We start from the raw sequence: 24,093 nt of genomic DNA, 5'->3' as shown, positions 1-24,093 counted from the left end.
ACGGCCATGACGGAGACCACACAGCGCAGAGACACCGCCACCGGGACCGGAAAGCAGGACGGCACCGCTCCCCCGGAGACCCGGGGCAGCACCGCGATCGCGGATCCGGTCGTGGCGAAGATCGCGGGCATGGCTGCCCGGGAGATCCCCGAGGTGCACCACCTCGGCGGAGGGATGACCAGGGCGTTCGGGGCCGTGCGCCAGCGCGTGCCCGGTGGGGGCGGTGGGGTCACCCAAGGTGTGAAGGTGGAGGTCGGTGAGCGACAGACCGCCGTCGACCTCGACGTGGTCGTCGAGTACGGCGCCGCCATCGCCGACACCGCCGCGGACATCCGGACCAACGTCATCAACGCGGTGGAACGGATGACCGGGCTGGAGGTCGTCGAGGTCAACATCGCCGTCGGCGACGTCCACTTGCCGGACGAGGAGGAGGACGAGGGCGAGGGCGAGTCCGAGCGGGAGGGACGCCGCGTGGCCTGAGGATCCGGATTCGCCAAAGGGAGTGTCAGGGGACCCCCGTCAGCCGCAGCAGTGCCGTCGTGCCCGCCGACGCCAGTACGACGACGAGGAACGGGGCCCTGCGCCAGGCGAGCACTCCGCCGGTCAGGACCCCGATCGGTCGGGCGGGGCCGGTGAAGGCGTGGTCCTCGGTGAGGGCTGACGTGGCGGCCAGGGCGGCGAGCAGGAGGACCGCCGAGACCTCCAGGAGTTTCCCGGCGCGCTCCGGGAGTGTGTATCTCGCGCGCAGGGCCGGCCCGGAGAGGCGAAGCAGGAATGTGCCGGCCGCCAGGGCGAGCATCGCCGCCAGCGTCGGCGGCAACGGTATGGCGGCGGTGCTCATCGCGTCGCATCCTTCTTCGTCTTGACGGCGAACAGGGGCAGGGCGGCCAGGGCCAGCAGCACCGGCAGGCCCGCCGGCAGGAACGGGGTGACGGTCAGGGCCAGGGCCGCGGCGGCCAGTGCCGTGCGCCGCAGGGGCCTGTCCTTCAGCGCGGGCAGGATCAGCGCCAGGATCACCGCGGGGAACATGGCGTCCAGACCGAGGGCGCCGGTGTCCCGCACAACGCCGCCGAGCAGTGCGCCAAGGGCGGCGCCGACGGGCCAGCAGAGCAGGATGCCCAGGCCGCAGAGCCAGTACGCGGCCCGCTTGCGCTCCGGCTCGTCCTGGGCGAGGGCGAAGACGACCGTCTCGTCGTTCATGAGGTGCGTGCCGAGGGCTCCGCGCCAGCCCCGCCCGAGGACGTCGGGTACGGCCAGGCCGAACGGCAGATGGCGCGCGTTGACGAGCAGCCCGGCCAGCAGCGCGGCGAACGGGCTGCCCCCGGCGGCGATGATCCCGACGAACAGGAACTCGGACGAGGCGGCGAGGACGAGCACCCCCATCAGGGCCGGGAACCACCAGACGAACCCGGATGTGACCGCCACGGCGCCGTACGACAGGCCGACCACCCCTACCGCCAGGCAGACCAGCAGGATGTCGCGGAACAGCGGGCCGGCCAGTGTTCGACCACCCAGCCTTCGGCCATCCGCATCCGGTGTTCGGCCGCCCGGTGTTCTCCAAAACGAACGCATGATTTTTATAGTGAACACGGGCTACGATGTTCGTCAAGACGAACGAACGATCACCGGAAGCGAACACCCATGTCCGACGCCGGACCCGGACCCAAGCCACCGATCGAAGTGATCGCCGCGTCACTGCGGGCGGAACGCGTCCGGGCGGGGCTGTCCCTCACCGAGGTCGCCCGCCGCGCCGGGCTCGCCAAGTCCACGCTCTCCCAGCTGGAGTCGGGCACCGGGAATCCGAGCCTGGAGACGCTGTGGGCGCTCTGCGTGGCCCTGGAGATCCCCTTCTCGCGGCTCGTGGCCATGGAGCGGCCGCGGGTGCAGGTGATCCGGGCCGGGGAAGGGCCGGCCGTCGGGTCCGAGCAGAGCGACTACCGGGCCACGCTGCTCGCCGCCTCGCCGCCCGGGGTCCGGCGGGACGTCTACAGCGTCGCCGCCGAGCCCGGGACGCGGCGCTCCTCGGAACCGCACCCGCCCGGAGTCGTCGAGCACGTCGTGATCAGCGCGGGCCGGGCCCTGGCGGGCATCGCCGACGAGCCGGTGGAACTCCACCCGGGCGACTACATCTGCTATCCGGGCGATGTCCCGCACGTCTTCCAGGCGCTGGAGCCCGGCACTCGCGCGGTCCTCGTCTCCGAGCACCACTGAGCGTCCACGGCTTCCCGCCCCTGTAAGCGTTTCCGATCGGGCATCGCGCCGTTCCCTTTGCATTGACGGGCACTCAGGTCAGTGCTTCCATCGCAGCCGTGAAAACGGTTTAACCGCCGGGGCTCCCGGCCGACGGTCGACGCGGTCAACCCGAAGGAGAGTTGTCATGCGCATGAGAGTCAGGGCGACCGTTCTGGCCGTCTGCGCCACCCTCACCGTCGCCGCCGCGAGCCCCGCCCCGACGGTGAAGGCCGCACGCGTGATGGAGAACCTCGGCCGGGGCGTCGTAGCCGTGCGCTCCAGCAGTACCCAGGTCCTGGTCTCCTGGCGGCTGCTGGGGCTCGACCCGGAGGGCGTCGGGTTCAACGTGTACCGGTCCACGGCCGGCGGCGCGTACGTGAAGCTCAACTCCGGGGTACTGACCGGCGGGACGAACTACACCGACTCCACGGCCGATCTCACGCGCGCCAACAGCTACCGCGTGACCCCGGTCGTCGGCGGTCAGGAACAGGCGCCCAGCGGTGCCTTCACGCTGTCGGCCGGTCATGCCGTGGAGCCCGTGGTGCGCGTGCCGTTACGGCCCGGCGGTGCGGTGAAGTTCGTCTGGGTCGGCGACCTGGACGGCGACGGCGAGTACGACTATGTCGTCGACCGGCAGACCTCCCCGCAGAAGCTGGAGGCGTACAGCGGTGACGGCGACTTCCTCTGGGAGGTCGACCTGGGTCCGAACAGCCTGAACCAGGACAACATCGAGCCGGGGTCGTCCGCGATCGACCTGGGCCACTGGGACGGCGTCACGGTCTATGACTTCGACAGCGACGGCCGTGCCGAGGTCGCTCTGCGGGTCGCCGACGGGGTCAGGTTCGGTGACGGGACGACCTGGACGCACGAGAACGACGCGCGGCAGTTCATGGCCGTACTCGACGGCCGGACCGGAGCGCTCCGCAACTGGTCCGCCGTCCCCACGACGTATCTGGCGGACGGCCCGATGGCCGCACGCCTCGGGGTGGCGTATCTCAACGGCACCACGCCGAGCCTGGTCGCGTTCATGAAGAACCGGCGGGACGACGGGGCCTTCAACCTGATGATGGGCGCCTGGAAGGTCGACGGCGACTCGCTGGACCGCCAGTGGACGTGGCAGCGCGGCGGCCAGGACGCGCCCGACGGGCACAACACGCGCGCCGTCGACGTCGACGGCGACGGGACGGACGAGGTCGCCGAGATCGGGTTCGTGCTGGGCGGCAACGGCTCGCTGCGCTACTCGACGGGACCCAAGGGCATCGTCCACGGCGACCGCTTCCACATCGCCGACATGGATCCGAGCCGCCCGGGCCTGGAGGGCTACGGCGTGCAGCAGAACAACCCGAGCGGTCTGCTCGAGTACTACTACGACGCCGCGACCGGCAACGTCATCTGGCGGCACGGGGGTGGTCCCGCCGACGTCGGACGCGGCATGGCGGGTGACGTCGACCCGCGCTTCCCCGGCATGGAGGTCTGGTCCTTCTCCGGCCTCTACAACGCGGCGGGCGACCGGCTCACCGAGCCGGACACCTCGCTGCGCCCCTGGCCGCAGCTGGGCCTGTGGTGGGACGGCGACCTCACCATGGAGCTGCTCAACGACGGCAAGATCGAGGAATGGGACCCGGCCCGTCCGACGCCGAGCGGCAGCCTGCCCCGGCTGGTCAGCACCTGGAACCACGGCGCGGTCAAGGCCGCCCAGGGCGGACCCACCCTCGTCGGCGACATCTTCGGCGACTGGCGCGAGGAGGCCGTGTACACCAACGCGGCCTACGACGAGCTGATCGTCTTCACGACGAACCAGCCGACCACCCACCGGCTGTACACCCTGGCCCACAACCCCGCCTACCGGAACGCCATGACGTTCAAGGGCTATATGCAGTCCCACCACGTCGACTACTTCCTCGGGGCGGGCATGGCCGGGCCGCCCCGGCCGGACATCACGTACGCGCCGTGAGGGGCGCGGCCGGGTGCGGATCAGGCTGAGCGCTTGCGGGAGGCCGACTTCTTCGCGGTCGTCTTCTTCGCGGTGCTCTTCGACGCGGTCTTCTTCGTGCCCTGGCCGGACTTCGCGGTCGACTTGCTCGCGGAGGCCGTGGTCTTCTTGGCCGCCGTCTTCTTCGCGGTGGACGCCGACTTCTTGCCGCCGGTCTGCTTGGGCGCCGCGCGGGCCGTCTTGCGCTGCGGGAGCGACTTGACCTCGGCGTGCTCGCCGGCCTCCTCGCCCCGGGACTCGCGCGCCGCGCGAACGCTGTTCTCCAGTGCCGCCATGAGGTCGAGGACCTTGCCGCCCGCGGCCGGCTCGGGGGTCTGCGGCAGGGCCTCGCCGGCGGCCTTCGCTGCGATGACCTCCTCCACCGCCTCGCGGTACTCGTCGTGCAGGTCCTCCAGGTCGACCTCGCCCAGGGTCTCCATCAGGGCGTCGGCCAGGTCCAGCTCCTTGTCCCGGACCGTGACGTCGGTGTCGGGGGCCACGCCCTCGGGGGCGCGGACCTCGTCCGGCCACAGCAGGCCGTGCATGGCGATGGCGTCGCCGACGACCCGGAGCATGCCCAGGCGTTCCCGGCCCCGCAGGGCGAACTTGGCGATCGCCACCTTGTTGCTGCGCTTCAGCGCCTCCCGCAGCAGGGTGTACGGCTTGGCCGCCGGGGCGCCGCTCGCCTGGAGGTAGTACGCGGCGTCCATCTGGAGCGGATCGATCCGGTCGGCCGGGACGAAGGCGACGATCTCGATCGTCTTGGCCGTCGGGATCGGCAGGCTGGACAGGTCCTCGTCGGTGATCGGGATGATCGAGCCGTCCGCGTCCTCGTAGCCCTTGCCGATCTCTCCCTGGGTGACCTCCCGGTCCTCCAGCTCACAGAACTTGCGGTAGCGGATGCGGCCGCCGTCGTCGGTGTGGATCTGGCGGAAGGAGATCGAGTGGCTCTCGGTGGCGTTCACCAGCTTGATCGGAATGCTGACCAGGCCGAAGGAGATGGCGCCGTTCCAGATGGATCTCACGTGCAGCACCCTTCCGGTCACTCTGGGGAGTTTTTGTCACGATTCGCGTGGGATTCTTATCGTATGGCGCCTATCACGGAGGTGGAGGGACGACGGCTCCCGCTCAGCAATCTGGAGAAGGTGCTGTATCCCGCCACCGGCTTCACCAAGGGCGAGGTCCTGCATTACTACGCGACCGTCGCCGAGGTCCTGCTGCCCCATCTGCGCGATCGGGCGGTGTCCTTCCTGCGGTATCCGGACGGGCCGGACGGGCAGGTGTTCTTCACGAAGAACGTCCCGCCGGGTACGCCCGACTGGGTCACCACCGCCGAGGTGCCGCGGGTCGAGGGGCCCTCGCGGATGGTCCTGGTGCAGGACCTGCCGAGCCTGATGTGGGCGGCCAACCTCGTCACGGAGTTCCACACCCACCAGTGGCTCGTCGACTCGCCGGACGAGGCCGACCGCATCGTCTTCGACCTGGATCCGGGAGCTCCCGCGAGCATCGTGCAGTGCTGCGAGGTCGCGCTGTGGCTGCGGGAACGGCTCGCGACGGACGGCTTCGAGACCTACGCCAAGACCTCCGGGTCCAAGGGGCTGCATCTGCTCGCCGCCGTGCGCGGAGCGTCCTCCGAGCGGGTGTCCGAGTACGCCAAGGAGCTGGCCGTCGAGGCGGAGAGGGCCATGCCCCGGCTCGCGCTGCACCGGATGACCAGGAACCTGCGTCCGGGGAAGGTCTTCGTCGACTGGAGCCAGAACGCCGCGCGCAAGACCACGGCGACCCCCTACACCCTCCGGGCCCGCCCCGAGCCGACCGTCTCGGCGCCCGTGACCTGGGAGGAGGTCGAGGAGTGCGGCTCATCCGACCGCCTGGACTTCCACGCCACCGACATCGCACCCCGGGTCCAGGACTACGGCGATCTGCTCGCGCCGCTCCTCGATCGGGCCGACGCGGGCCGGCTGCCCTGACCAGGGGCCTGACGGGACGCCCTCGTCAGCGGCCTGGCGGCGGGTCCCCTCACACCCGTGTCCACGTGTTCCGGTCCCGTGCCATCGCGTGCAGGGCCTCCACGTCCGCCGGCTTCAGGACGCCGCCCTGGCGGGCCAGGGTCTGCACCTCCAGGTCCGTGAGGACACGGACCTCGCGGGGTGCGGCCGGGACCGTCACGGCCGTCGGGCCGACCAGGGCGAGGACGGGGCGGACCTCCGCCGTCAGGGCGTAGGAGGCGCGGTCGGCGTCGGCGCGGACGCGGCGGAGCAGGGCGGTCGGTTCCCGGCGGCCCAGGGTGACCAGGGGGTCGGTGACCGTCACCCGCTGCTTGCGCGCGTACAGGGTGTGCAGGGCGAACAGTCCGCCGGGGCCGATCAGCAGGTGGTGGATGCGGCTGCCGCCGGGGAGCGGAACGGAGTGCACGGCGTGCCAGCCCGCGCCGTCCATGCGGTCCAGGGCGTCCCCGACCGTCTGCTCCGCCTCCAGGGCCCGGCGGCGCGGGTCGGGGCGCAGCCGGCGGGGCGGGCCGGGGTCGCGGTCGAGGGCGACGAGGAGGGCCTCGCCGGGGCGGTTGGGGGCCAGGTCGTCGTCGGGGTGCAGGGTCAGACGGGCCAGCTCGGCGGGGGTCGGAACCGGGGGCGGTCCGACCGCCACAGGGCCGGTGACGAAGGGCCCGAGGGCCCGGAGGACGTCGCCCTCACGGTCCTCGGCCAGCAGGCTGACCCGGCCCGCCTCACGGTCGTACCAGGCGATGTTCCTGCCGTCCGGGAGGCAGACGTACAGCCGTTCCTGACCGTGCCGCCAGGTCGGTATGACGCGCAGTCCGTCCATGCACCATCACCCCATTCCATGGGAACAGGCGGGGTGCTGCGGGGGCAAGAATCCGGTTACCTTTGAGAGGAGTTGGGCGGTGATGCTGGGGAGGCGCCGTTGCGTACCCGCAGGAAAGCCGATGTGCCGGCTCCGGAGAGCCCCTGGAACGAGGTCGTCCCCGGGCTGTGGATGGGGGGCCACGAGTACGCCGGGGCCTTGGGCCATCAGGAGTACGCCGTCGTACGGGACGAGTTCGACGTCGTGCAGACGCTGCTGCGGCTGCCGGGGCACGGGCCCGATCCGGACGTCCCGCACCACGTCTGGCCCATCCCCGACGGGCCGCTCGACGGGACGCAGCTCGCCGGCGTGATCCGGCTGGCCGAGGCCGCGTGCGAGGCGCTGGACGCGGGCCGCGCGGTCCTTGTCCGCTGTTACCACGGGTACAACCGCTCCGGCCTCGTCGTCGCGCACGCGCTGATACGGCGGGGCAGCTCCGCCGACGCGGCGATCCGGCTGATCCGGGACCGTCGTTCGCCCTGGGCGCTGCACAACGAGCTGTTCGTCGAGTACCTGCGGGCCGGGCTGGCGACGGCCCGGCTGCTGGAGGAGCTCACCGAGTAGGCCGGCGAACAAACTCCCTCGCGCGCAAATAGGACTTCCCTACGAATAAGGTGTACGGGGCCGACGGTCGGTCCGAGCCGTGTGACCACCCCTCGAACCGCAGGAGTGCAGTGCCCGCCAGCAGCCCCGGAAGCCGCGTCGACAGCGTTGCCGGTCGCCCCGAGGGCCTTCCCGGTCGCCCGGGGGGCTCGTCCGGCGGCGGCGAGGGCCTTCCCGGCCGCTCGGATGGTCTTTCCGGTGGGCCGGGTGACCCCTCCGGTGGACCGGATGGCCCCTCCGGCTGCGCCGACGGCCTTTCCGGCCGCCCTGAGAGCGTTGCCGGCCGCCTCGGAAGGCGCCTGAGGCGCCTGCTGGGCCGACCGGGAAGTCAGCCAGGCCGACGGGGACGCCGCCTCGATCCCCTGGAGAGCCTGCCGGGAAGTCGGCTGGGCCACCCCGAAGACCTGCCGGACCAGCCAGGAAAGCCCTTCGGGCACCCCGGAAGCCTGCCGGACCAGCGGGGAAGCAACCCCAACCGCTTCGGAGGCTTGCCCGGTCGCTCCGGGAGCCGCCTCAGCCGACCCGAAAACCGTCCGGACCGCCCGAAAAGCCAGCCGGACCAGCCAGGAAAGCCCCACGGGCACCAGGACAGCCTGCCGGGCCAGCCGGGTCCCGGCTGGTCCCGAGACGTGCCCGCCCTCGCCGAAAACCCCCTCATCCGTCTCGGACATCTCCCCGCCCTCGCCGAAAACCCGCCCGGCACCGTCGGAAGCCGCCGCCGGAGGCCCGGAGAAGTCGCCCGTCGTGTCGCCGTCGTCGCTCTCCTGCTCTCGGCCGCCGTGGGCTGTGGGGACGCCGGCGGGCTGGAGGGTGCCGGGGCGACGCCTACGGCCGTCGGGCCGGCCCGGCTCTGGCCGGAGATGACGCCGGCGTCCAGTCCGGCGTTCGAGATCGGTGAGGTGAACACCGAGGTGGTCAAGGGCGTGAAGGTCCCCGGTGACGACATCCGCCGGGTGGACCCGGTCGGGATCGTGCGGGCCGAGATCGCCGCGAGCCCGGGCGAATACGACGGCGACGAGGCGCCCTACCGTGACACGAACCGCCGGATGGCCGACTGCGGCAAGGGTCCGGAACAGGGCCGGTGCCCGGTCCTCAGGCCGTACTACCGGGATCTGACCGGCGACGGGCGCGACGATCTGACGCTGGGCCTGCGGCTGCTGCCCGGCAAGACCACCGCGGTGCGCGTCTACACCGTCGAGCAGCACCGGCTCGTGCAGGTGATGGCCTGGGAGGACGCGCTGAGCGGCGTCGAGCTGGCCGGGCGTTCCCTCGTCATCCGCTCGCCGTCCGAGGTCGCGGGCTACGAGTACCGCCTCCAGTGGACCTGGGACCGGGACCAGCGGGCCATGCTCCTCACCCAGGACGAGATGCTGCGCACCGGCCCGCGGCAGCAGTCCCGGCCCCCCTCCGCCGCGCCCTCCGCCTCCCCCTCCCTCTCCCCCTCGGCGAGCACCGGATGAGACCCACGCTCCCCCACTGGTCCGGGACGCTCGCCGCGAAGGCCGCCGCCTTCATCACCGTGATGTGCTGCGCGCTGGCCGCCCTGCTCGGCGTCCTGGTGCACGTGCAGGTGACGAACCAGACCGTCGGCCAAGCCCGCGACCAGGCGTTGCAGCGGCTGACTCAGGCGACGGAGCGGTACGAGGCCGGGGACTCGCTCAAGCGTGGCGCCGGCGTGGATCCCGAGGGCCTGCCCCGGCCGCTGCGGACCCTGGCGGTCGGCGGGGACCGCGGCACGATGGTCGCCGACTTCCAGGGGCGCCCCATGATGTGGGCGGCCGGGCCCGCCGACGGCGACCGGGCCCTGGCCGTGGCGGTCGACTACTCGCAGCAGGCCCGCACCATCCAGGGCCTGGACCGGGCGATCCTGTGGTCGTCGGGGCTGGCCATCGGGGCGACGCTGCTGGTCGGCGCGTTCGCGGTGACGCGGGTGACGCGGCGGCTGCACACCACCGCGCGGGTGGCCCGGCGGATCAGCGCGGGCGACCTGGACGCGCGCGTGAACGACCCCCGTACGGACCCGGCCACGAAGGCCCCGGCGCGCCCGCAGGACGAGGTGGCCGCGGTCGCCGCCGCGCTGGACTCCATGGCGTCGTCGTTGCAGGGCAAGCTGCTCGCGGAGCAGCGGTTCACCGCGGATGTCGCGCATGAGCTGCGCACGCCGCTGACCGGGCTGCACGCGGCGGCCGAACTGCTGCCGCCGAGCCGCCCGACGGAGCTGGTGCGGGACCGGGTGGCGGCGCTGCGCACCCTGACCGAGGACCTGCTGGAGATCTCCCGGCTGGACACCGGCCGGGAGCGGCTGGAGCTGGACACCGAGCTGTTGGGGCCGCTGGCCCAGCGGGTGGTGCGAGGCGCGGGGAGCGACACGGAGGTCAGGGTCGTACGGGATGTGGCCGTGGAGACGGACCGGCGGCGGCTGGAGCGGGTGCTGGGGAACCTCGTGGCGAACGCGCACAAGCACGGGCGGGGGCCGGTCGCGCTGACCGTGGACGGGCCGGTGGTCACCGTTCGGGATCACGGGGACGGTTTTCCTGAGTATCTGCTGGCGCACGGGCCGCAGCGGTTCCGTACGGAGGGCGGGGCCAAGGGGCACGGGCTGGGGCTGACCATCGCGCTGGGGCAGGCGGAGGTGCTGGGGGCCCGGCTGGAGTTCGGCAACGCCCCGGAGGGTGGAGCGGTGGCGATCCTGAGACTGGCGGCGGAGTGAGGGCTCGGGGAGGCCGGGGCGCGTTCTCCTATGGCCCACTGTGACGGGCGGGGACCGGAGGGCGCTCCTAATGTGGCGATTAGTCAGCTTCGGCACCTTCGCCCCCACATGGAGGTAACCCCGTGTCTCTGCGCTCCCGCCTCTCCATAGCAACCGCCGCCGGACTCCTCGCCGCCGCGGCCGCCGTCACACCCGCCGCCGCCACGCACGACGACGGGGACCCGAGCGGCGGCAACGGAAACCACCACGGCCACCACGGCCACCACGACCCGAGCGGCGGCAACGGAAACCACGACGACCACGACCCGCGCCTCTACGAGGGCGTCGTCACGGCGAACACGCTGGCCCTGCGCAGCGCCCCGAACCGTGGCTCGCAGATCATCCGGCATGCCCACAAGGGCGACATCGTCAGCATCTTCTGCAAGACCGGCGGCGAGACCGTCGACGGCAACCCCCTCTGGTACCTCCTCACGGACGGCACCTGGGCCTGGGGCGCGGCCCGCCACATCGACAACATCGGACCCGCGCCACGCTGGTGCTGACATTCGGTCAGCCAAAGGCACACAAGACGCATTGTTTGGGTAGGTTCCGGACATGAGCAAGGCCGGAATCACCGTGGCGACGGCGGACCCGCCCGCGCCCGCCGTCCGCCGCCTCCCCCGGCGCCGGGGCATCGAACTCGCCCTCATCGTCCTGGCCGTACTGCTGTCCGTGTACGGCTACTGCGCCGTCGGCCTCGCCCAGCACGGCACCCTCCCGCCCGGCGCCGCCGGATACGGCGCCGGGCTCGGCGTGCTCGCGCTGCTGGCGCATCTGGCCGTGCGCCTGCGGGCCCCGCACGCCGACCCGCTCCTGCTGCCCATCGGCGTGCTGCTCAACGGGCTGGGGCTGGTGCTCATCTACCGGCTCGACCTGGAGACGCCGGGCGACCGGGCGGCGCCGGCCCAGCTGATCTGGTCGACTCTCGGCGTGACGCTGTTCATCCTGGTCGTCCTGCTGTTGCGGGACCACCGGGTGCTCCAGCGCTACACCTACGTCTGTGTCGTCGCCGCGCTCGTGCTGCTCACCCTGCCCATCCTGTTCCCGGCGGTGAACGGCGCCCGCATCTGGATCCGGATCGCCGGGTTCTCCATCCAGCCGGGCGAGTTCGCGAAGGTGCTGCTGGCGGTGTTCTTCGCCGCGTACCTGGCCGCGAACCGCAACGCCCTCGCCTACACCGGCCGCCGCCTGTGGAAGCTCCAGCTGCCCACCGGCCGGGTCCTCGGCCCGATCGTCGCCGTCTGGCTGGTGAGCGTCGGCGTCCTGGTCCTGGAGCGGGACCTGGGCACATCGCTGCTCTTCTTCGGCCTCTTCGTCGTCCTGCTCTACGTCGCCACGGGCCGCACCGGCTGGATCGCCGTCGGACTGCTGCTGGCCGCGCTGGGGGCGGTCGCCGTCGGCCGGCTGGAGCCGCACGTGCACAGCAGGATCGAGACGTGGCTGCACCCCTTCGCCTCCATCGAGGCGGGCGAGGGCCCGAACCAGCTCGCCCAGTCCCTGTTCGCCTTCGCGGAGGGCGGCATGCTCGGCACCGGCCTCGGGCTCGGTCACTCGGTCCTCATCGGCTTCGCCGTGAAGTCGGACTTCATCCTGGCCACGGCGGGCGAGGAACTCGGCCTGGCGGGCCTGTCCGCGATCTTCCTTCTCTACGGCCTGCTGGTGGAGCGCGGTTACCGGGCCGGCATCGAACTGCGCGAGCCCTTCGGACGGCTGCTCGCCGTCGGCCTCTCCTCCCTGGTGGCGCTCCAGGTGTTCGTGATCGCGGGCGGGGTGACCGGCCTGATCCCGCTGACCGGCATGGCGATGCCGTTCCTGGCGCAGGGCGGCTCGTCGGTGGTGACCAACTGGGCGATCGTGGCGCTGCTGGTCCGGGTCAGCGACTCGGCACGCCGTCAGTACGACGGGCCGGGCACCCGGTGACGCGGCACATCCGGCACGCCGGCGTCTTCTGCGCCCTGCTGCTGGTGGCGCTGCTGCTGAACGCCGCACGCGTCCAGGTCGTCCAGGCCCCCGAGTACGACCGCAACCCCGCCAACCGCCGCCCCGACATCGCCCGTTACGAGGAGCCGCGCGGCGACATCCTGGTCGACGACCGGCCCGTCACCGGCTCCAGGGACACCCGCGAGCACCTGCGCTACGAACGGACCTACACCGACGGCCCGTTGTACGCGCCGGTCACCGGTTTCGCCTCCCAGCTGTACGGAACGACGCTCCTGGAGAAGGCCGAGGACGGCATCCTGTCCGGCACGGATCCGATGCTCGCGCCGTTCCCGCTGTGGAACGACTTCACGCGCGCACGCAGCCGCGGCGGCGACGTCGTGACGACCCTGGACCCGGCCGCACAACGGGCGGCGTACAAGGGACTGGCCGGGCACAAGGGCGCGGTGGCGGCGTTGGAGCCGTCGACCGGCCGGATCCTCGCACTGGTGTCCGCCCCCTCCTACGACCCCCAGCCGCTGTCCGGCAACGGGGCGGCCGCGACCAAGGCGTGGAGGCGGCTGAACGTCGACCCGGACCGCCCGATGCTCAACCGTGCGGTCCGGCAGACGTATCCGCCCGGCTCGACCTTCAAGGTCGTCACCACAGCCGCCGCGCTGGACGCCGGCGTGGTCAGGGACCTCGACGCGCCGACCGGCTCCCCCGAGCCGTACACCCTGCCCGGGACGCGGACCCGCCTGACGAACGCGTCCCGGGGCTGCCGGGACGCCTCCCTGCGCGAGGCCTTCACCCTCTCCTGCAACACGGTGTTCGCCAAGCTCGGCGTGGAGGTGGGCGCGACGGACATGACGGCCACGGCGCACGCCTTCGGCTTCAACGACCCGGCGCTGCGGATCCCCTTCCCGGTGGCCCGGTCCACCTTCGACACCTCGCTCGACCAGGCCCAGCTCGGCCTGTCGTCGATCGGCCAGTACAACACCCGCGCCACACCCCTCCAGATGGCGATGGTCGCGGCGGCCGTCGCCAACGGCGGTCAGCTACGGGAGCCGTACCTGGTGGAGCGCACGGTTCGGCCGGGCGGCAGCACACTCGCGGCATCCGGCCCGCGCGCGGTCCGCCAGGCGATGTACCCCTCGACGGCGGTCCGGCTGCGCGCGCTGATGCGGGAGGTGGTCGAGAACGGCACCGGACGCCGGGCCGCGATCCGGGGCGCCAAGGTCGGCGGCAAGACCGGCACCGCCCAGCACGGCCTCGGCAACTCCGGTACGCCGTACGCCTGGTTCGTCTCCTGGGCGCAGGGCGACCGTGACCTGGCGCCGCGGGTGGCGGTCGCGGTGATCGTGGAGGAAGCGGAGGCGGACCGCGGGGACATCAGCGGCGGCGGCGACGCGGCGCCGATCGCGCGCGCGGTGATGGAAGCGGTGCTGGCGCACCAGAGGTAGACGCCGGGCCGAAAGTCGCGCACAGGGGATTGACGAGCTTGCTGACAAGCAGTCTCATAAGGGGGACCGTGACGTGTGCACAACGAGGTGGGCAGCCATGACGACCCTGACCGAAGCCGACGCGCTCGACGGCCTGCGCGATGCCCTGGGCCTGCTGAAGGACCGGGAACAGGTGGCCCAACGGCTGCTCGACTCCTCCGCCAAACACTCCTTCGACCCCGACAAGGAACTGGACTGGGACGCGCCCTTCGAGGAGGGCAAGTGGTTCTGGCCGCCGGAGCTGGTGTCGCTGTACGACACCCCGCTCTGGAAGCGGATGAGCGAGGAGCAGCGGATCCTGCTCTCCCGGCACGAGGCCGCGGCACTCGCCTCACTCGGTATCTGGTTCGAGATCATCCTGATGCAGCTGCTGGTCCGCCACATCTACGACAAGGCGGCGACGAGCGCGCACGTGCGCTACGCGCTCACCGAGATCGAGGACGAGTGCCGCCACTCCAGGATGTTCGCCCGCCTGATATCCCACGGCGGCACGCCCTGGTACCCGGTCAGCCGCGCGCACCAGCACCTGGGCCGCCTCTTCAAGACCATCTCCACCACACCCGGTTCCTTCACGGCCACGCTGCTCGGCGAGGAGGTCCTGGACTGGATGCAGCGCCTGACGTTCCCCGACGAGCGGGTCCAGCCCCTCATCCGCGGCGTCACCCGCATCCACGTCGTGGAGGAGGCCCGCCACGTGCGCTACGCCCGCGAGGAACTGCGCCGCCAGATGGTGACGGCCCCCAAGTGGTCCCAGGAGTTCACCCGGATCACCTCCGGTGAGTTCGCCCGGGTGTTCTCGGTGGCGTTCGTGAACCCGGAGGTCTACACGAACGTGGGGCTGGACAAGCGGGAGGCGCTCGCCCAGGTACGGGCCAGCGGGCATCGCCGCGAGGTCATGCAGACCGGGTCGAAGCGGTTGACCGACTTCCTTGACGACATCGGGGTGTTGCGGGGGGCCGGTCGGCGGTTGTGGAAGTCGTCGGGGTTGCTGGCGTAGGCGTGCACCCGGTTCAGGTCATGTCCATGCAGGGTGACTACCGTGCTCCTTGAACTCGTCACCCTCCGTGGCCCTGAAGGAGCACCACCGCATGTCCCCCCACACCACCCGCCTCGTACGGCTGCCGCGTCTCAAGGGCACCGCCGTCGGGATCACGACCGCTCTCGCCCTGACCGCGTGCGGCGGCCAGACCGGCTCCGACTCCGGCAAGGGCACCCCGCAGGGCGTGGTCAGCCAGGCCGCCGCCAAGAAGATCGCTGATCACTACGAGGAGGTCAACAACAAGGCCAACGCGGCGCGGGACGAGAAGCTCCTGGGGACGGTCGAGGCGGGCCAGGTCTACGCGATGGACAAGGCCACCTACACCCTCTTCGAGACCTGGCCGGAGAAGGAGCAGAAGGCCTACGCCAAGCCCTTCTCCTACCGGGGCCGCGAATACGTCATCCCCAGGAAGGGCACGGCCACCTGGTTCGCCGTCCGGGCCAAGTCCAGCGAGAACAGCAAGAACAGCGTGCTGCTGGTCTTCGACAAGGTGGGCGGCACCTACAAGATGGTGCTGTCCCTGTGGGCCGACGGCGAAGAGCCCCCCAAGCTCGCCGTCGACCGTCACGGTCTCGCCGAGGCCGTCGACCCCCGCACCCAGGTCGGCAAGCTCGCCCCCTCCGGCCTCGGCGCCGCCTACGAGGACTTCCTCGAGACCGGCGGCAAGGACGAGGGCACGGCGCTGACCTCCACGGAGCCGGTCGAAAACGCCAAGAAGACCTACCAGCGGAGCAGCACCAAGGGCGCGGCCGACGGCATGGCCACCGAGAAGTTCTTCGCAAAGCCCCCGGCCGACCCGAGCGTCTACGCCCTGCGGACCGCCGACGGCGGCGTCCTCGCGCTGTTCCCGGCCGCCCACAAGCAGGAATCCCTGCTCAAGGAGGCCTACCGCTCCAACGCGGCCCTCGTCCCCAACGACGAACAGTCCGCTCTCGGCGCCACCAGGGGCGTCCTCATCACCGACGTGTTCGAGGGCCAGGGCCTGGCCGAGCTGACCCCGAAGAGCGCCAGGATCACCGCCGTCGACTTCCAGCACGTCGACGCGCGATAGCAGGCGGCCCACTCAGCCGCACCCGCCCACGGCGAGAAGGGGACGTGTCGGGGGGCGCCCGCCGGCGGTTGGCGCCTCAACGGAGAGTCAGTCGGCGTCCGGCCCCATCGCGCCGTTCCGAGGGCGCACACCTCCCGGCGCCTCCCCGACCCACACCCACCGCGCAGGCGCTACGCGCACCCCCACCGAAGCCGCACAGGTCGCCGCAGGCCCCCGCTCCATCGCCGGAGGATTACCCTGCGAGTCATGACACCAGCCGCCCCCACCCCCGCCTACCGGCGACTCAGCGTCGAGGAACGCCGCAGTCAGCTCCTCGCCTCCGCGCTGAACCTCTTCGCGCACCGCGCCCCGGAGGACGTCTCCCTGGACGACGTGGCGGAGGCGGCCGGGGTCTCGCGGCCCCTGGTCTACCGGTACTTCCCGGGCGGCAAGCAGCAGTTGTACGAGGCCGCCCTCCGCTCCGCCGCCGACGAGCTCCAGCACTGCTTCGACGAACCCCGCGAGGGATCCCCGCTCCCCCGCCTGTCCCGCGCCCTCGACCGCTACCTCGCCTTCGTCGACGAGCACGACACCGGCTTCAGCGCCCTCCTCCAGGGCGGCAGCGTCGTCGAAACCTCACGCACGACCGCCATCGTCGACGGCGTACGCCGCGCCGCCGCCGAGCACATCTTCCGGCACCTGGAGGTCACCCACCCCGGCCCCCGGCTGCGGATGACCGTCCGGATGTGGATCACCGCCGTCGAGGCGTCGTCGCTCATCTGGCTCGACGAGGACAAGCAGCCTTCCGCCGGGGAGCTGCGCGACTGGCTCGTCGAGCAGTTCGTGGCCATGCTGTCGGTGACCGCCCGCCGCGACCCGCAGACCGACGCCCTGGTCCAGGCCCTCGCCGAGGATGTCTGACACTGGTCCCGTGAAGAGCGAAGACACCCCCTTCGAGGGCGGCCCCATGGACGGCAGGGTCCTGCCCGTCCTGCTCGGCATCACCGGTCACCCTCCCAAGACGTACCGCATCCCCGTCCCGGACCCCGCCGGCGGCCCGCCCACCGTCCTGGTCTACCGCCGCGTGCCCCGCGCACAGGGCAGGGTCGGACTGACCCACCGCTGGAAGTACGAGTACGCCCCCGAGGGCGCACCGACCCGCCGGCTCAACTGGCCCTGGTCGAAGCCAGACGCCACGCCGCCCGGCAAGCGGGACGACGCCGACGGGTGACCCCGTTGCGCCGAACCGCGCACACCCACCGCGCGCACCTCGCGCACACGCCTGATCCTCACGAGTGTCCGGTGGCCAAAGGGCCGCCCCTCACACCGGAGGTGATGGCATGTCAGGAAGGCTCGTACGGCTGGTCTGCATCGCGGCGACGGCGGCAGCAACCGTCCTCGCCCCCGCCCCCGCCACGGCAGCCCCGGAGCCCGGCCCCGCCCAGGACCCCGCCTCCGCCCAGGACTCCGCCTCCGTCGCCGACCTCCTGACGGATCTTCAGCAGCTGTACCGGAAGGCCGAACAGGCCACCGAGGCCTCCAACGCCACCGAAGAGAAGCTGAAGAAGCAGCGTGCCGAGACCGACCGCCTGGACCGGGCCCTCGCCCGCACCCGGCTGTCCCTGCACGACAGCCGGAGCGCGGCCGGCCGCCTGGCCCGGCAGCAGTACCAGAGCAGCACCGACATCTCCCCCTACGTACGCCTGCTCCTGGCCCGCGACCCGCAGCACGCGATCGACCAGGGCCATGTCATCGGCCGGCTGGCGCGGGAGCGGGCCGAGACGGTCGGCCGGCTGACCCGCAGCGAGCGGAAGGCCCGCGAGCTGGCCCGCGAGGCCCGCAAGGCCCTCGACCAGCAGCTCGCCCTCACCGAGCGGCGGAAGAAGGAACGGGACGAGGTCCGCGAACGGCTCCACGACGTCGAGGAACTGCTCTCCTCCCTCAGCCGCGACCAGCTCACCGCCCTGGCCTCGTTCGAGAGGACCGGGATCGAGAAGGCGCAGAAGAAGTTCATGGCGTCCGGCGCGCTCGGCAACAGCGGCAGCAGCGTCCGCAGACCGTCGGCCGAGGGCGGCCGGGCCGTCCGCTACGCCGTACGGCAGCTCGGCAAGCCGTACGCGTGGGGCGCGGAGGGCCCGGAGTCGTACGACTGCTCGGGCCTGACCTCGCAGGCCTGGGCTCAGGCCGGGACACCCATCCCGCGGGCCAGCCAGGAACAGTGGAAGCGGCTGAAGCGGGTCCCGCTCACCGGGCTGCGGCCGGGAGACCTGGTCGTGTACTTCCCGGAGGCCACCCACGTGGCGCTGTACCTCGGCGACGGCATGGTCGTACAGGCCCCCCGGCCGGGCGCGAAGGTGAAGGTGTCGCCGATCGCGGCCAACCCGGTCCTGGGCGCCGTACGCCCGGACCCGGACGGGAAGCCCCTGCGGCACTACGAGCCACCGGAGCTCCCCGAGGGGGCCACGGACGGGTCGGACGAGGGATACGACGGATACGAGGGATTCGCCAACGAGGCGGACTACGCGGCGCCCGCGCCGGACACCTCGACCAGGTAGGCCTGCGCCTTCTCCGGGTCGTAGAAGAAGTTCTCGAAGTCGGCCGGGTCGTTGAAGCCGTTGGCGAAGCGGTCGGCGACCGGCTGGAGCTCACCGGCGGCGCCGATCAGGTTCAGGATGTGCTCCGGCGGCGGCGCGAGCATCGCGTTGGTCCACTTGGTGACGTGCTGCGCGGTGGCCCAGTAGCGGTCGAAGGTGGCCCGCATCCACTCCTCGTCGAACGGCTTGTCGCCGCGCTCGACGATCGAGGAGAGGTAGGCGGCCGCGCACTTCGACGCGGAGTTGGAGCCCTGGCCGGTGATCGGGTCGTTCGCCACGACGACGTCCGCCACACCCAGCACGAGGCCGCCGCCGGGGAGGCGGCCGACGGGGTTGCGGACGGTGGGGGCGTAGCGGCCGGCCAGCGTGCCGCCCGCATCGGTCAGTTCGACCTTGGTGGCCCGCGCGTACTCCCAGGGGACGTACCGCTCCATGAGTTCCAGGGTCAGGGAGAGGTGCTCCGCCGGGTCCTTGACGCCGTTGAAGACGTCGAGCGGGCCGCCGGGTATGCCCTCCCAGAACAGGATGTCGGCACGGCCGGAGGTGGTCAGGCACGGCATGACGAACAGTTCGCCGACACCCGGCACCAGGTTGCAGCGGACCCCTTCGGTGTCGGGGTGCTCGGGGCGCGGGCCCAGGCCGTGGACGTACGAGACGGCCAGCGCGCGCTGCGGCTCGCTGTAGGGGGAGCGCTCCGGGTCCCGGGCGAACATCTGCACCAGCTCGCCCTTGCCCGCCGCGACGAGCACCAGGTCGTACGTGCGGGAGAAGTAGTCGAGGTCGCCGACGGCCGCGCCGTGGATGACGAGCTGCCCGCCGCGCTGGGCGAACGTCTCCATCCAGCCGGCCATCTTCACGCGCTGGTCGACCGACTGCGCGTACCCGTCGAGCCTGCCCAGCCAGTCGATCGCACGGGCCGCGGGACCCTCGGCCCAGGAGCCGGGGGCGGCGACCGAGACACCGAGTCCTTCGATCTTCGGGGCCTGGGACTCCCAGAAGTTCAGCTGGAGATCGCGCTCGTGCTGCAGGGCCGTGTGGAACATGCACTGCGTCGACATGACCCGGCCGGTGCGGATCTCGTCCGCCGTCCGGTTGGACATCAGGGTGACCTCGTACCCCTGCGCCTGGAGGCCGAGAGCTATCTGGAGCCCGGACTGACCGGCTCCGACGACGAGTATCTTCCGCATGCGGGGCTGTCCTCTACTCGGGGGTTTCGTCGAGCGCGTGGCCCACCAGGGCCAGGAGGGTCTCGATCACGGAGATCCGGCGACGCGCGTCCATGATCATGACAGGTATGCGTTTCGGGATGGTCAGGGCCTCCCGCACGTCCTCCGGCTCGAACAGCTCGCTGCCGTCGAAGTGGTTGACCGCGACCACGTACGGCAGTCCGGAGCTCTCGAAGTAGTCCAGTACCGGGAAGCAGTCCTTCAGACGGCGCGTGTCGGCCAGGACGACGGCGCCGATCGCGCCGCGCACGATGTCGTCCCACATGAACCAGAAGCGCTGCTGGCCCGGCGTGCCGAACAGGTAGAGCACCAGGTCGTCGTCGAGCGTGATGCGCCCGAAGTCCATGGCCACGGTGGTGGTGGTCTTGCCCGGCGTCGCGGTGAGATCGTCGGTGGCCTCGCTCGCCTCCGTCATCAGCGCCTCGGTCTGGAGGGGCGTGATCTCGGAGACGGCGGTGACCAGCGTGGTCTTGCCCACGCCGAAGCCGCCGGCCACCACGATCTTCGTGGCGATGGGGGCACGGGTGCGGTCCGTCTCCCAGGCGTGCATGCTCTCGCCGGGCTGGACGGACGGGGATGAACCAGCGACGCCGTGAGCGGCGTCAGAGACGACGGAGTCCACTCAGCACCCTTTCCAGCAGAGCTCGGTCCGGGCGGCCCGTGCCATGGCCGGTGCCCGTCCCGTACACACGGATCTTTCCCTGGTCCGCGAGGTCGCTGAGGAGCACGCGGACCACGCCGAGCGGCATCTTCAGCAGCGCGGCGATCTCGGCCACCGTACGCATCCGGCGGCACAGTTCGACGATGGCCCGCAGCTCCGGCATCACGCGGGTGGACAGGGAGCCGTTCGTCAGTTCCCTGCGCTCCTCCGGGGCGTCGAGCGCGGCCGTGCTCGCCACGAACGTCTCCACCAGGAGCACGTGGCCGAAGCGGGTACGGCCACCGGTGAGCGAGTAGGGGCGGACCCGGGCGGGTTTGCGGTCACCGCCGCGGACCGGGAGGTGCTGCTTCGGCGTGCTGCTCATCGGGCACTCCCCGTCGTCTCGGAATCCTCCAGGGATTTCCGGAGTTCGCTGCGGAGTTCGGGCGTCAGGACGTGGCCGGCACGGCCCACGAACAGAGCCATGTGGTACGCCACCACGCTCATGTCGCAGTCCGCGGAGCCGTGGACGCCGAGCAGCGAGCCGTCGCTGATGGACATCACGAACAGGCTGCCCTCGTCCATCGCGACCATCGTGTGCCGGACCCCGCCGAAGTCCATCAGCTTGGCGGCGCCGACGGTGAGGCTGCCGATGCCGGAGACGATGGTGGCCAGGTCGGCGGCGGAGCGGCGCGGGCCGGTCCGCTTGGTCCCGCGGGCCTGGAGGGCCTCCCGGGCCTGCCGGTTGCGGTGGTCGTCGGAGGACAGCAGGAGCAGTCCGTCGGACGAGACGACCGCGACCGAGAGGATGCCGGGCACCTCCTCCACGAGGTTGGTCAGCAGCCAGTGCAGGTTGCGGGCCTCACTACTCAGTCCGATCAGTCCGAAGGTACTGGGAGCGGTCAACTGCTTGCCTCCTCGACTGTGCCCCCCGTGGCTTCTTCGGATTCAGCTGGTCCTGCTGTGCCGGTGTCCGGCCGCTGGTGCGAGGCCGTCTGTTCGGCGATCTCCGCCTCCACCTCGCGGTAGCCGGCCTGGGCGCCCTGGCGGAAGCCGCCGAGGCGGCGGCGGAGGGCATCGGCGTCCACGGAGCCGCTCCGCTGGCGTGGGGCGGTGGTGGGGGCGGTGATCTTGGGCGTGCGCTTGGGGAGGCCCTTGTCGGTGACGCGGTCCTCCTCGTCGTCAGGCGCGCGTTCGTGTTCCGCCTCGGCTTCGCCATCGGCGGTTTCGTTCCCACCCACACCCCCCGTGCGGGTTTCGTCGTCGGGTGCGGGCGGCCCCTGCGGGGCGGATCCGCCGTCGGCCGCCGCGGGCGCGTGCTCCGCCGGGGCCGGCTCGTCCTGCGGGATCGGGGCCAGCAGCTCCATCGTGGTCTCGGCAGGGGTTTCCGCCGGTGCCGTCACCTCTGTCGCGGGCGCGGCCGGCGCGGCCTCCTCGACGACCTCCTCACGCCGTACCGCCTTCTCCGCCAGCGCCACCAGCGGGTCCCCGTTGTTCGCGCGGCCGTGCAGGACGTTGGAGTTGGCCTCGGCGTCGGCACCGGGGAACGCGACGGTGTGGGCGGTGCCGGAGAGCGGGCCGGAGGCCGGGACGGCCGCGGGCGCGGCCGCCGCCAGCAGCGTGCGGGGCAGGACGACGACCGCCGCGACACCACCCTGCTTCTGCTCGCGCAACTGCACGCGCACACCGTGCCGGTGGGCGAGGCGGGCCACGACGTACAGACCGAGGCCGAGACCGTCCTCGCCCTCCTGGTCGTACGGCGCCTCCGGGTCGAAGTCGGCCAGGCGGGCGTTCAGGCGCTCCAGCCGGTCCTCGGCCATGCCGATGCCCTCGTCCTGGACCGAGAGCATGACCTCGCCGTTCTCCAGCAGCCAGCCGGAGATCTCGACGGGCAGGTCGGGCGGCGAGAACGAGCTGGCGTTCTCCAGGAGTTCGGCCAGCAGGTGGGACAGGTCGTCCGCGGCGAACCCGGCGATGTGCGCGTGCGGCGGCAGCGCGGCGATGCGGACCCGCTCGTACCGTTCGATCTCGCTCACCGCGGCGCGCACGACGTCCACGAGCGGCACGGGCCCGGCGGCGTGCTGGACGTGCTCGGTGCCGGCGAGGACGAGGAGGTTCTCACTGTGCCGGCGCATGACCGTGGCGAAGTGGTCGAGCTTGAACAGCGTGGCGAGGCGGTCCGGGTCCTGCTCGCGCTCCTCCAGGTTCTCGATGACGGCCAGTTGCCGCTCGACCAGGCCGAGGGTGCGCAGCGCGAGGTTGACGAACGTGCCGCCGATGGCCGTGCGCAGCCGCTCCAGCTGGGCGGCGGACTCGGCGAGTTCGCCGCGCAGTTCCTCGCGCGCGTCGGCCATCTTCTGGCGCTGGCCGACGAGGTGCTTGCGGTCGGACTCCAGCGTGGTGATCCGCTCGGTGAGCGCGACGGCGTGCGCGTGCAGGGCGTTGACGGAGCGGACGACCTGGGCGAACTCGTCGTTGCGGCCGGTGAACTTGACGGGTTCCTCGGCCGCCGGGACCTCCGCCTCGGCCAGGCGCTTGGAGCCCAGGCGCAGGACCGCGAGGGGACGCGTGAGGCTGCGGGCCATGCCCGTGGCGACACCGACGGCGAGCAGCATCAGGACGCCGAGGACCGCGATGCGGATCTCCAGCGCGGTGACGTCGTCGTCGCGCAGGGCCTCCAGGTCCTTGGTGCGGCGGTCGTAGAGGGCGGACTCCACACCGCGCATCAGGTCGACGCGGGCGGAGAGGGCCGCGTCCAGCTTCCTGGCGTTGGTGGAGAGTTCGCCGCTGGACAGGGCCGGCTGGTCGGTGAGCGTGGCGAGGTACTTCTCGGCGGAGTTGACCTCGGTGCCGGTGACCGTGTTGTCGAACGAGGTACGGGCCTGCTTGGGCGCGGTGTCGCGGAAGTCGGCCAGGGCCGCGTCGGAGCGCAGCCGGGCCTGCTGGGCGGCGGCGCTCAGGGCGTCGCGCTGCCGGGCGTCGGCGTCGGAGGAGGTGGAGGTCTCGGTCGGCAGGCCGGTGACCGGGTCGATGACCGTCCCGGTGCTGCGGGGCACGCTGAGGGCGGCGAGCAGCAGCCCCCGGGCCGCGGCGGCCTGCTGGACGGCCGAGTCCAGCTCGGCCAGGGCGTAACCGCCGGATCCGGCGCGGGGCGGCGTCTGCTGCGCCAGGTGCTCGGCGAGCCGGTGGAGTTCGGTGATGGCGGTGGAGTACGCCTGGTGCGCTGCGAGAGCGCTGCTCTTGCCGGTGAGCGCCGCCCGGCGCACGGCCGCGATGGCATCGAGGTCGGAGCGGAGCGAGGCGGGCGTGTCGGTGTCGGCCCGCAGCTCCTCGACCTGCCGGTCCACGCGGGCGCTGTGCTGCTCGGAGGGCGCCTTGGCCTTGGGGCGGCCGGCCGCGATGTAGGAGGTGACGTCGTCGCGCTCGTCGGCGAGGGAGTGCGCGAGGGCGAGCGCGTCCTGCGTCTGCTCGGCGAGCGTCACCAGCTCGTGCGAGTCGTGGAGTTGCCCGGAGGCGGCGAGGACGGACGGGGTGCCCGCACCGGCGATGGCCGCGGCGACCACGGCCACGGCGACGATGAGCCGGTTGCGCACATGGGTGGGGCGGCCCTTGCCGGTGGGGGGCGTCGGCTCAGCGCCCTGAACGGGGGCCGTCTGCTTGCCTGTGCGACGAGGCCGCGACTTCTGCACCGGTGCTCGCATTCCTGACTCGTGAACTCATGGGCCCG

The 24,093-nt window shown here is 72.0% G+C and carries 24 protein-coding genes; 15 read left to right on the top strand and 9 right to left on the bottom strand.

Features of this window, described 5'->3' with window-relative positions; genetic code table 11:
* The first annotated feature begins 6 nt into the window (after positions 1-6).
* Positions 7-480 (top strand): Asp23/Gls24 family envelope stress response protein, encoded by a 474-nt coding sequence (locus HDA41_RS27160; protein WP_184988065.1) that lies wholly within the window; start codon positions 7-9, stop codon positions 478-480.
* A 25-nt stretch (positions 481-505) separates the two neighbouring features.
* Here HDA41_RS27160 and HDA41_RS27155 read toward each other — a convergent pair whose 3' ends face one another.
* Complete coding sequence (locus tag HDA41_RS27155; RefSeq protein WP_184988063.1) at positions 506-841, bottom strand: branched-chain amino acid transport AzlD family protein; 336 nt, start codon at positions 839-841, stop codon at positions 506-508.
* Positions 838-1,572, bottom strand: a complete 735-nt coding sequence (locus tag HDA41_RS27150; RefSeq protein ID WP_184988061.1) for an AzlC family ABC transporter permease — start codon at positions 1,570-1,572, stop codon at positions 838-840. Before HDA41_RS27150 ends, HDA41_RS27155 begins: the two co-directional genes overlap by 4 nt.
* 69 nt (positions 1,573-1,641) lie before the next feature.
* On the opposite strand from HDA41_RS27150, the gene HDA41_RS27145 reads away from it, so the two are divergent.
* Positions 1,642-2,211: a helix-turn-helix domain-containing protein gene (locus tag HDA41_RS27145; protein ID WP_184988059.1), complete on the top strand. Its 570-nt coding sequence runs from the start codon at positions 1,642-1,644 to the stop codon at positions 2,209-2,211.
* A gap of 166 nt (positions 2,212-2,377) precedes the next feature.
* Complete coding sequence (locus HDA41_RS27140; RefSeq protein ID WP_230299432.1) at positions 2,378-4,186, top strand: rhamnogalacturonan lyase family protein; 1,809 nt, start codon at positions 2,378-2,380, stop codon at positions 4,184-4,186.
* A 20-nt stretch (positions 4,187-4,206) separates the two neighbouring features.
* Here the strand turns inward: HDA41_RS27140 and ku are convergent, their stop codons facing one another.
* Positions 4,207-5,229 (bottom strand): non-homologous end joining protein Ku, encoded by a 1,023-nt coding sequence (gene ku, locus HDA41_RS27135; protein ID WP_446562411.1) that lies wholly within the window; start codon positions 5,227-5,229, stop codon positions 4,207-4,209.
* Between the two features lie 63 nt (positions 5,230-5,292).
* Between ku and ligD the strand changes: the two genes are divergently transcribed.
* A complete protein-coding gene (gene ligD / locus HDA41_RS27130) occupies positions 5,293-6,174 on the top strand; it encodes a non-homologous end-joining DNA ligase (RefSeq protein ID WP_184988055.1) in 882 nt (293 codons plus the stop codon).
* Between the two features lie 49 nt (positions 6,175-6,223).
* On the opposite strand, the gene HDA41_RS27125 is transcribed toward ligD, so the two are convergent.
* The gene (locus tag HDA41_RS27125) at positions 6,224-7,027 is read right to left on the bottom strand and encodes a nuclease-related domain-containing protein (protein WP_184988053.1); all 804 of its coding nucleotides are present in this window, start codon (positions 7,025-7,027) and stop codon (positions 6,224-6,226) included.
* 99 nt (positions 7,028-7,126) lie between these two features.
* Here HDA41_RS27125 and HDA41_RS27120 point away from each other — a divergent pair, with 99 nt between their 5' ends.
* The 11 genes from HDA41_RS27120 to HDA41_RS27070 all read left to right on the top strand — a co-directional run bounded on the left by HDA41_RS27120 (position 7,127) and on the right by HDA41_RS27070 (position 18,461).
* Positions 7,127-7,630 (top strand): protein-tyrosine phosphatase family protein, encoded by a 504-nt coding sequence (locus tag HDA41_RS27120; RefSeq protein WP_221511611.1) that lies wholly within the window; start codon positions 7,127-7,129, stop codon positions 7,628-7,630.
* Positions 7,631-8,325: 695 nt separating this feature from the next.
* Positions 8,326-9,129: a hypothetical protein gene (locus HDA41_RS27115; RefSeq protein ID WP_376706864.1), complete on the top strand. Its 804-nt coding sequence runs from the start codon at positions 8,326-8,328 to the stop codon at positions 9,127-9,129.
* Positions 9,126-10,379, top strand: coding sequence for an ATP-binding protein (locus HDA41_RS27110; protein ID WP_184988051.1), 1,254 nt, complete (start codon positions 9,126-9,128; stop codon positions 10,377-10,379). The genes HDA41_RS27115 and HDA41_RS27110 overlap by 4 nt, the downstream gene beginning before the upstream one ends.
* 122 nt (positions 10,380-10,501) lie before the next feature.
* The gene (locus HDA41_RS27105; RefSeq protein WP_184988049.1) at positions 10,502-10,921 is read left to right on the top strand and encodes an SH3 domain-containing protein; all 420 of its coding nucleotides are present in this window, start codon (positions 10,502-10,504) and stop codon (positions 10,919-10,921) included.
* Positions 10,922-10,973: 52 nt separating this feature from the next.
* A complete protein-coding gene (locus tag HDA41_RS27100; RefSeq protein ID WP_184988047.1) occupies positions 10,974-12,338 on the top strand; it encodes an FtsW/RodA/SpoVE family cell cycle protein in 1,365 nt (454 codons plus the stop codon).
* Positions 12,335-13,798 (top strand): penicillin-binding transpeptidase domain-containing protein, encoded by a 1,464-nt coding sequence (locus tag HDA41_RS27095; RefSeq protein ID WP_184988045.1) that lies wholly within the window; start codon positions 12,335-12,337, stop codon positions 13,796-13,798. The genes HDA41_RS27100 and HDA41_RS27095 overlap by 4 nt, the downstream gene beginning before the upstream one ends.
* A gap of 97 nt (positions 13,799-13,895) precedes the next feature.
* Positions 13,896-14,834 (top strand): AurF N-oxygenase family protein, encoded by a 939-nt coding sequence (locus HDA41_RS27090; protein WP_184988043.1) that lies wholly within the window; start codon positions 13,896-13,898, stop codon positions 14,832-14,834.
* 91 nt (positions 14,835-14,925) lie between these two features.
* Positions 14,926-15,927 (top strand): DUF8094 domain-containing protein, encoded by a 1,002-nt coding sequence (locus HDA41_RS27085; protein WP_184988041.1) that lies wholly within the window; start codon positions 14,926-14,928, stop codon positions 15,925-15,927.
* Between the two features lie 246 nt (positions 15,928-16,173).
* Positions 16,174-16,827, top strand: a complete 654-nt coding sequence (locus tag HDA41_RS27080) for a TetR/AcrR family transcriptional regulator (protein WP_184988039.1) — start codon at positions 16,174-16,176, stop codon at positions 16,825-16,827.
* Positions 16,828-16,837: 10 nt separating this feature from the next.
* Positions 16,838-17,137 carry a DUF8847 domain-containing protein gene (locus tag HDA41_RS27075; RefSeq protein WP_184988037.1) on the top strand — a complete coding sequence of 100 codons (300 nt, stop codon included), beginning with the start codon at positions 16,838-16,840 and terminating at the stop codon, positions 17,135-17,137.
* Positions 17,138-17,246: 109 nt separating this feature from the next.
* Positions 17,247-18,461, top strand: coding sequence for a C40 family peptidase (locus tag HDA41_RS27070; protein ID WP_184988035.1), 1,215 nt, complete (start codon positions 17,247-17,249; stop codon positions 18,459-18,461).
* Here HDA41_RS27070 and HDA41_RS27065 read toward each other — a convergent pair.
* From HDA41_RS27065 to HDA41_RS27045, 5 genes are read right to left on the bottom strand one after another with little or no spacing between them, the layout of a single operon-like run.
* The gene (locus HDA41_RS27065; RefSeq protein WP_184988033.1) at positions 18,425-19,687 is read right to left on the bottom strand and encodes a styrene monooxygenase/indole monooxygenase family protein; all 1,263 of its coding nucleotides are present in this window, start codon (positions 19,685-19,687) and stop codon (positions 18,425-18,427) included. The genes HDA41_RS27070 and HDA41_RS27065 overlap by 37 nt on opposite strands.
* 13 nt (positions 19,688-19,700) lie before the next feature.
* Positions 19,701-20,348 (bottom strand): GTP-binding protein, encoded by a 648-nt coding sequence (locus HDA41_RS27060; RefSeq protein WP_184988031.1) that lies wholly within the window; start codon positions 20,346-20,348, stop codon positions 19,701-19,703.
* On the bottom strand, positions 20,329-20,751 hold the full coding sequence (locus HDA41_RS27055) for a DUF742 domain-containing protein (protein ID WP_059419369.1): 423 nt from the start codon (positions 20,749-20,751) through the stop codon (positions 20,329-20,331). The genes HDA41_RS27060 and HDA41_RS27055 overlap by 20 nt, the downstream gene beginning before the upstream one ends.
* Entirely contained in the window at positions 20,748-21,272 is a 525-nt protein-coding gene (locus HDA41_RS27050) for a roadblock/LC7 domain-containing protein (RefSeq protein ID WP_184988029.1), read from the bottom strand. The genes HDA41_RS27055 and HDA41_RS27050 overlap by 4 nt, the downstream gene beginning before the upstream one ends.
* The gene (locus HDA41_RS27045; protein WP_221511609.1) at positions 21,269-24,067 is read right to left on the bottom strand and encodes a sensor histidine kinase; all 2,799 of its coding nucleotides are present in this window, start codon (positions 24,065-24,067) and stop codon (positions 21,269-21,271) included. Before HDA41_RS27045 ends, HDA41_RS27050 begins: the two co-directional genes overlap by 4 nt.
* Positions 24,068-24,093: the final 26 nt, after the last annotated feature.

Source organism: Streptomyces caelestis (assembly GCF_014205255.1).
Taxonomy (GTDB): domain Bacteria; phylum Actinomycetota; class Actinomycetes; order Streptomycetales; family Streptomycetaceae; genus Streptomyces; species Streptomyces caelestis.
This window is presented reverse-complemented; position numbering and strand designations above follow the sequence as displayed.

Bases quoted from the DNA above. Each gene is read 5' to 3' on its own strand.
- HDA41_RS27045 (WP_221511609.1), bottom strand. From the start codon at position 24,067: ATGCGAGCACCGGTGCAGAAGTCGCGGCCTCGTCGCACAGGCAAGCAG.
- HDA41_RS27085 (WP_184988041.1), top strand. From the start codon at position 14,926: ATGTCCCCCCACACCACCCGCCTCGTACGGCTGCCGCGTCTCAAGGGC.
- HDA41_RS27125 (WP_184988053.1), bottom strand. From the start codon at position 7,027: ATGGACGGACTGCGCGTCATACCGACCTGGCGGCACGGTCAGGAACGG.
- HDA41_RS27100 (WP_184988047.1), top strand. From the start codon at position 10,974: ATGAGCAAGGCCGGAATCACCGTGGCGACGGCGGACCCGCCCGCGCCC.
- HDA41_RS27055 (WP_059419369.1), bottom strand. From the start codon at position 20,751: ATGAGCAGCACGCCGAAGCAGCACCTCCCGGTCCGCGGCGGTGACCGC.
- HDA41_RS27160 (WP_184988065.1), top strand. From the start codon at position 7: ATGACGGAGACCACACAGCGCAGAGACACCGCCACCGGGACCGGAAAG.
- HDA41_RS27150 (WP_184988061.1), bottom strand. From the start codon at position 1,572: ATGCGTTCGTTTTGGAGAACACCGGGCGGCCGAACACCGGATGCGGAT.
- HDA41_RS27155 (WP_184988063.1), bottom strand. From the start codon at position 841: ATGAGCACCGCCGCCATACCGTTGCCGCCGACGCTGGCGGCGATGCTC.
- HDA41_RS27090 (WP_184988043.1), top strand. From the start codon at position 13,896: ATGACGACCCTGACCGAAGCCGACGCGCTCGACGGCCTGCGCGATGCC.
- HDA41_RS27070 (WP_184988035.1), top strand. From the start codon at position 17,247: ATGTCAGGAAGGCTCGTACGGCTGGTCTGCATCGCGGCGACGGCGGCA.
- HDA41_RS27080 (WP_184988039.1), top strand. From the start codon at position 16,174: ATGACACCAGCCGCCCCCACCCCCGCCTACCGGCGACTCAGCGTCGAG.
- HDA41_RS27145 (WP_184988059.1), top strand. From the start codon at position 1,642: ATGTCCGACGCCGGACCCGGACCCAAGCCACCGATCGAAGTGATCGCC.
- HDA41_RS27065 (WP_184988033.1), bottom strand. From the start codon at position 19,687: ATGCGGAAGATACTCGTCGTCGGAGCCGGTCAGTCCGGGCTCCAGATA.
- HDA41_RS27110 (WP_184988051.1), top strand. From the start codon at position 9,126: ATGAGACCCACGCTCCCCCACTGGTCCGGGACGCTCGCCGCGAAGGCC.
- HDA41_RS27140 (WP_230299432.1), top strand. From the start codon at position 2,378: ATGCGCATGAGAGTCAGGGCGACCGTTCTGGCCGTCTGCGCCACCCTC.
- ligD (WP_184988055.1), top strand. From the start codon at position 5,293: ATGGCGCCTATCACGGAGGTGGAGGGACGACGGCTCCCGCTCAGCAAT.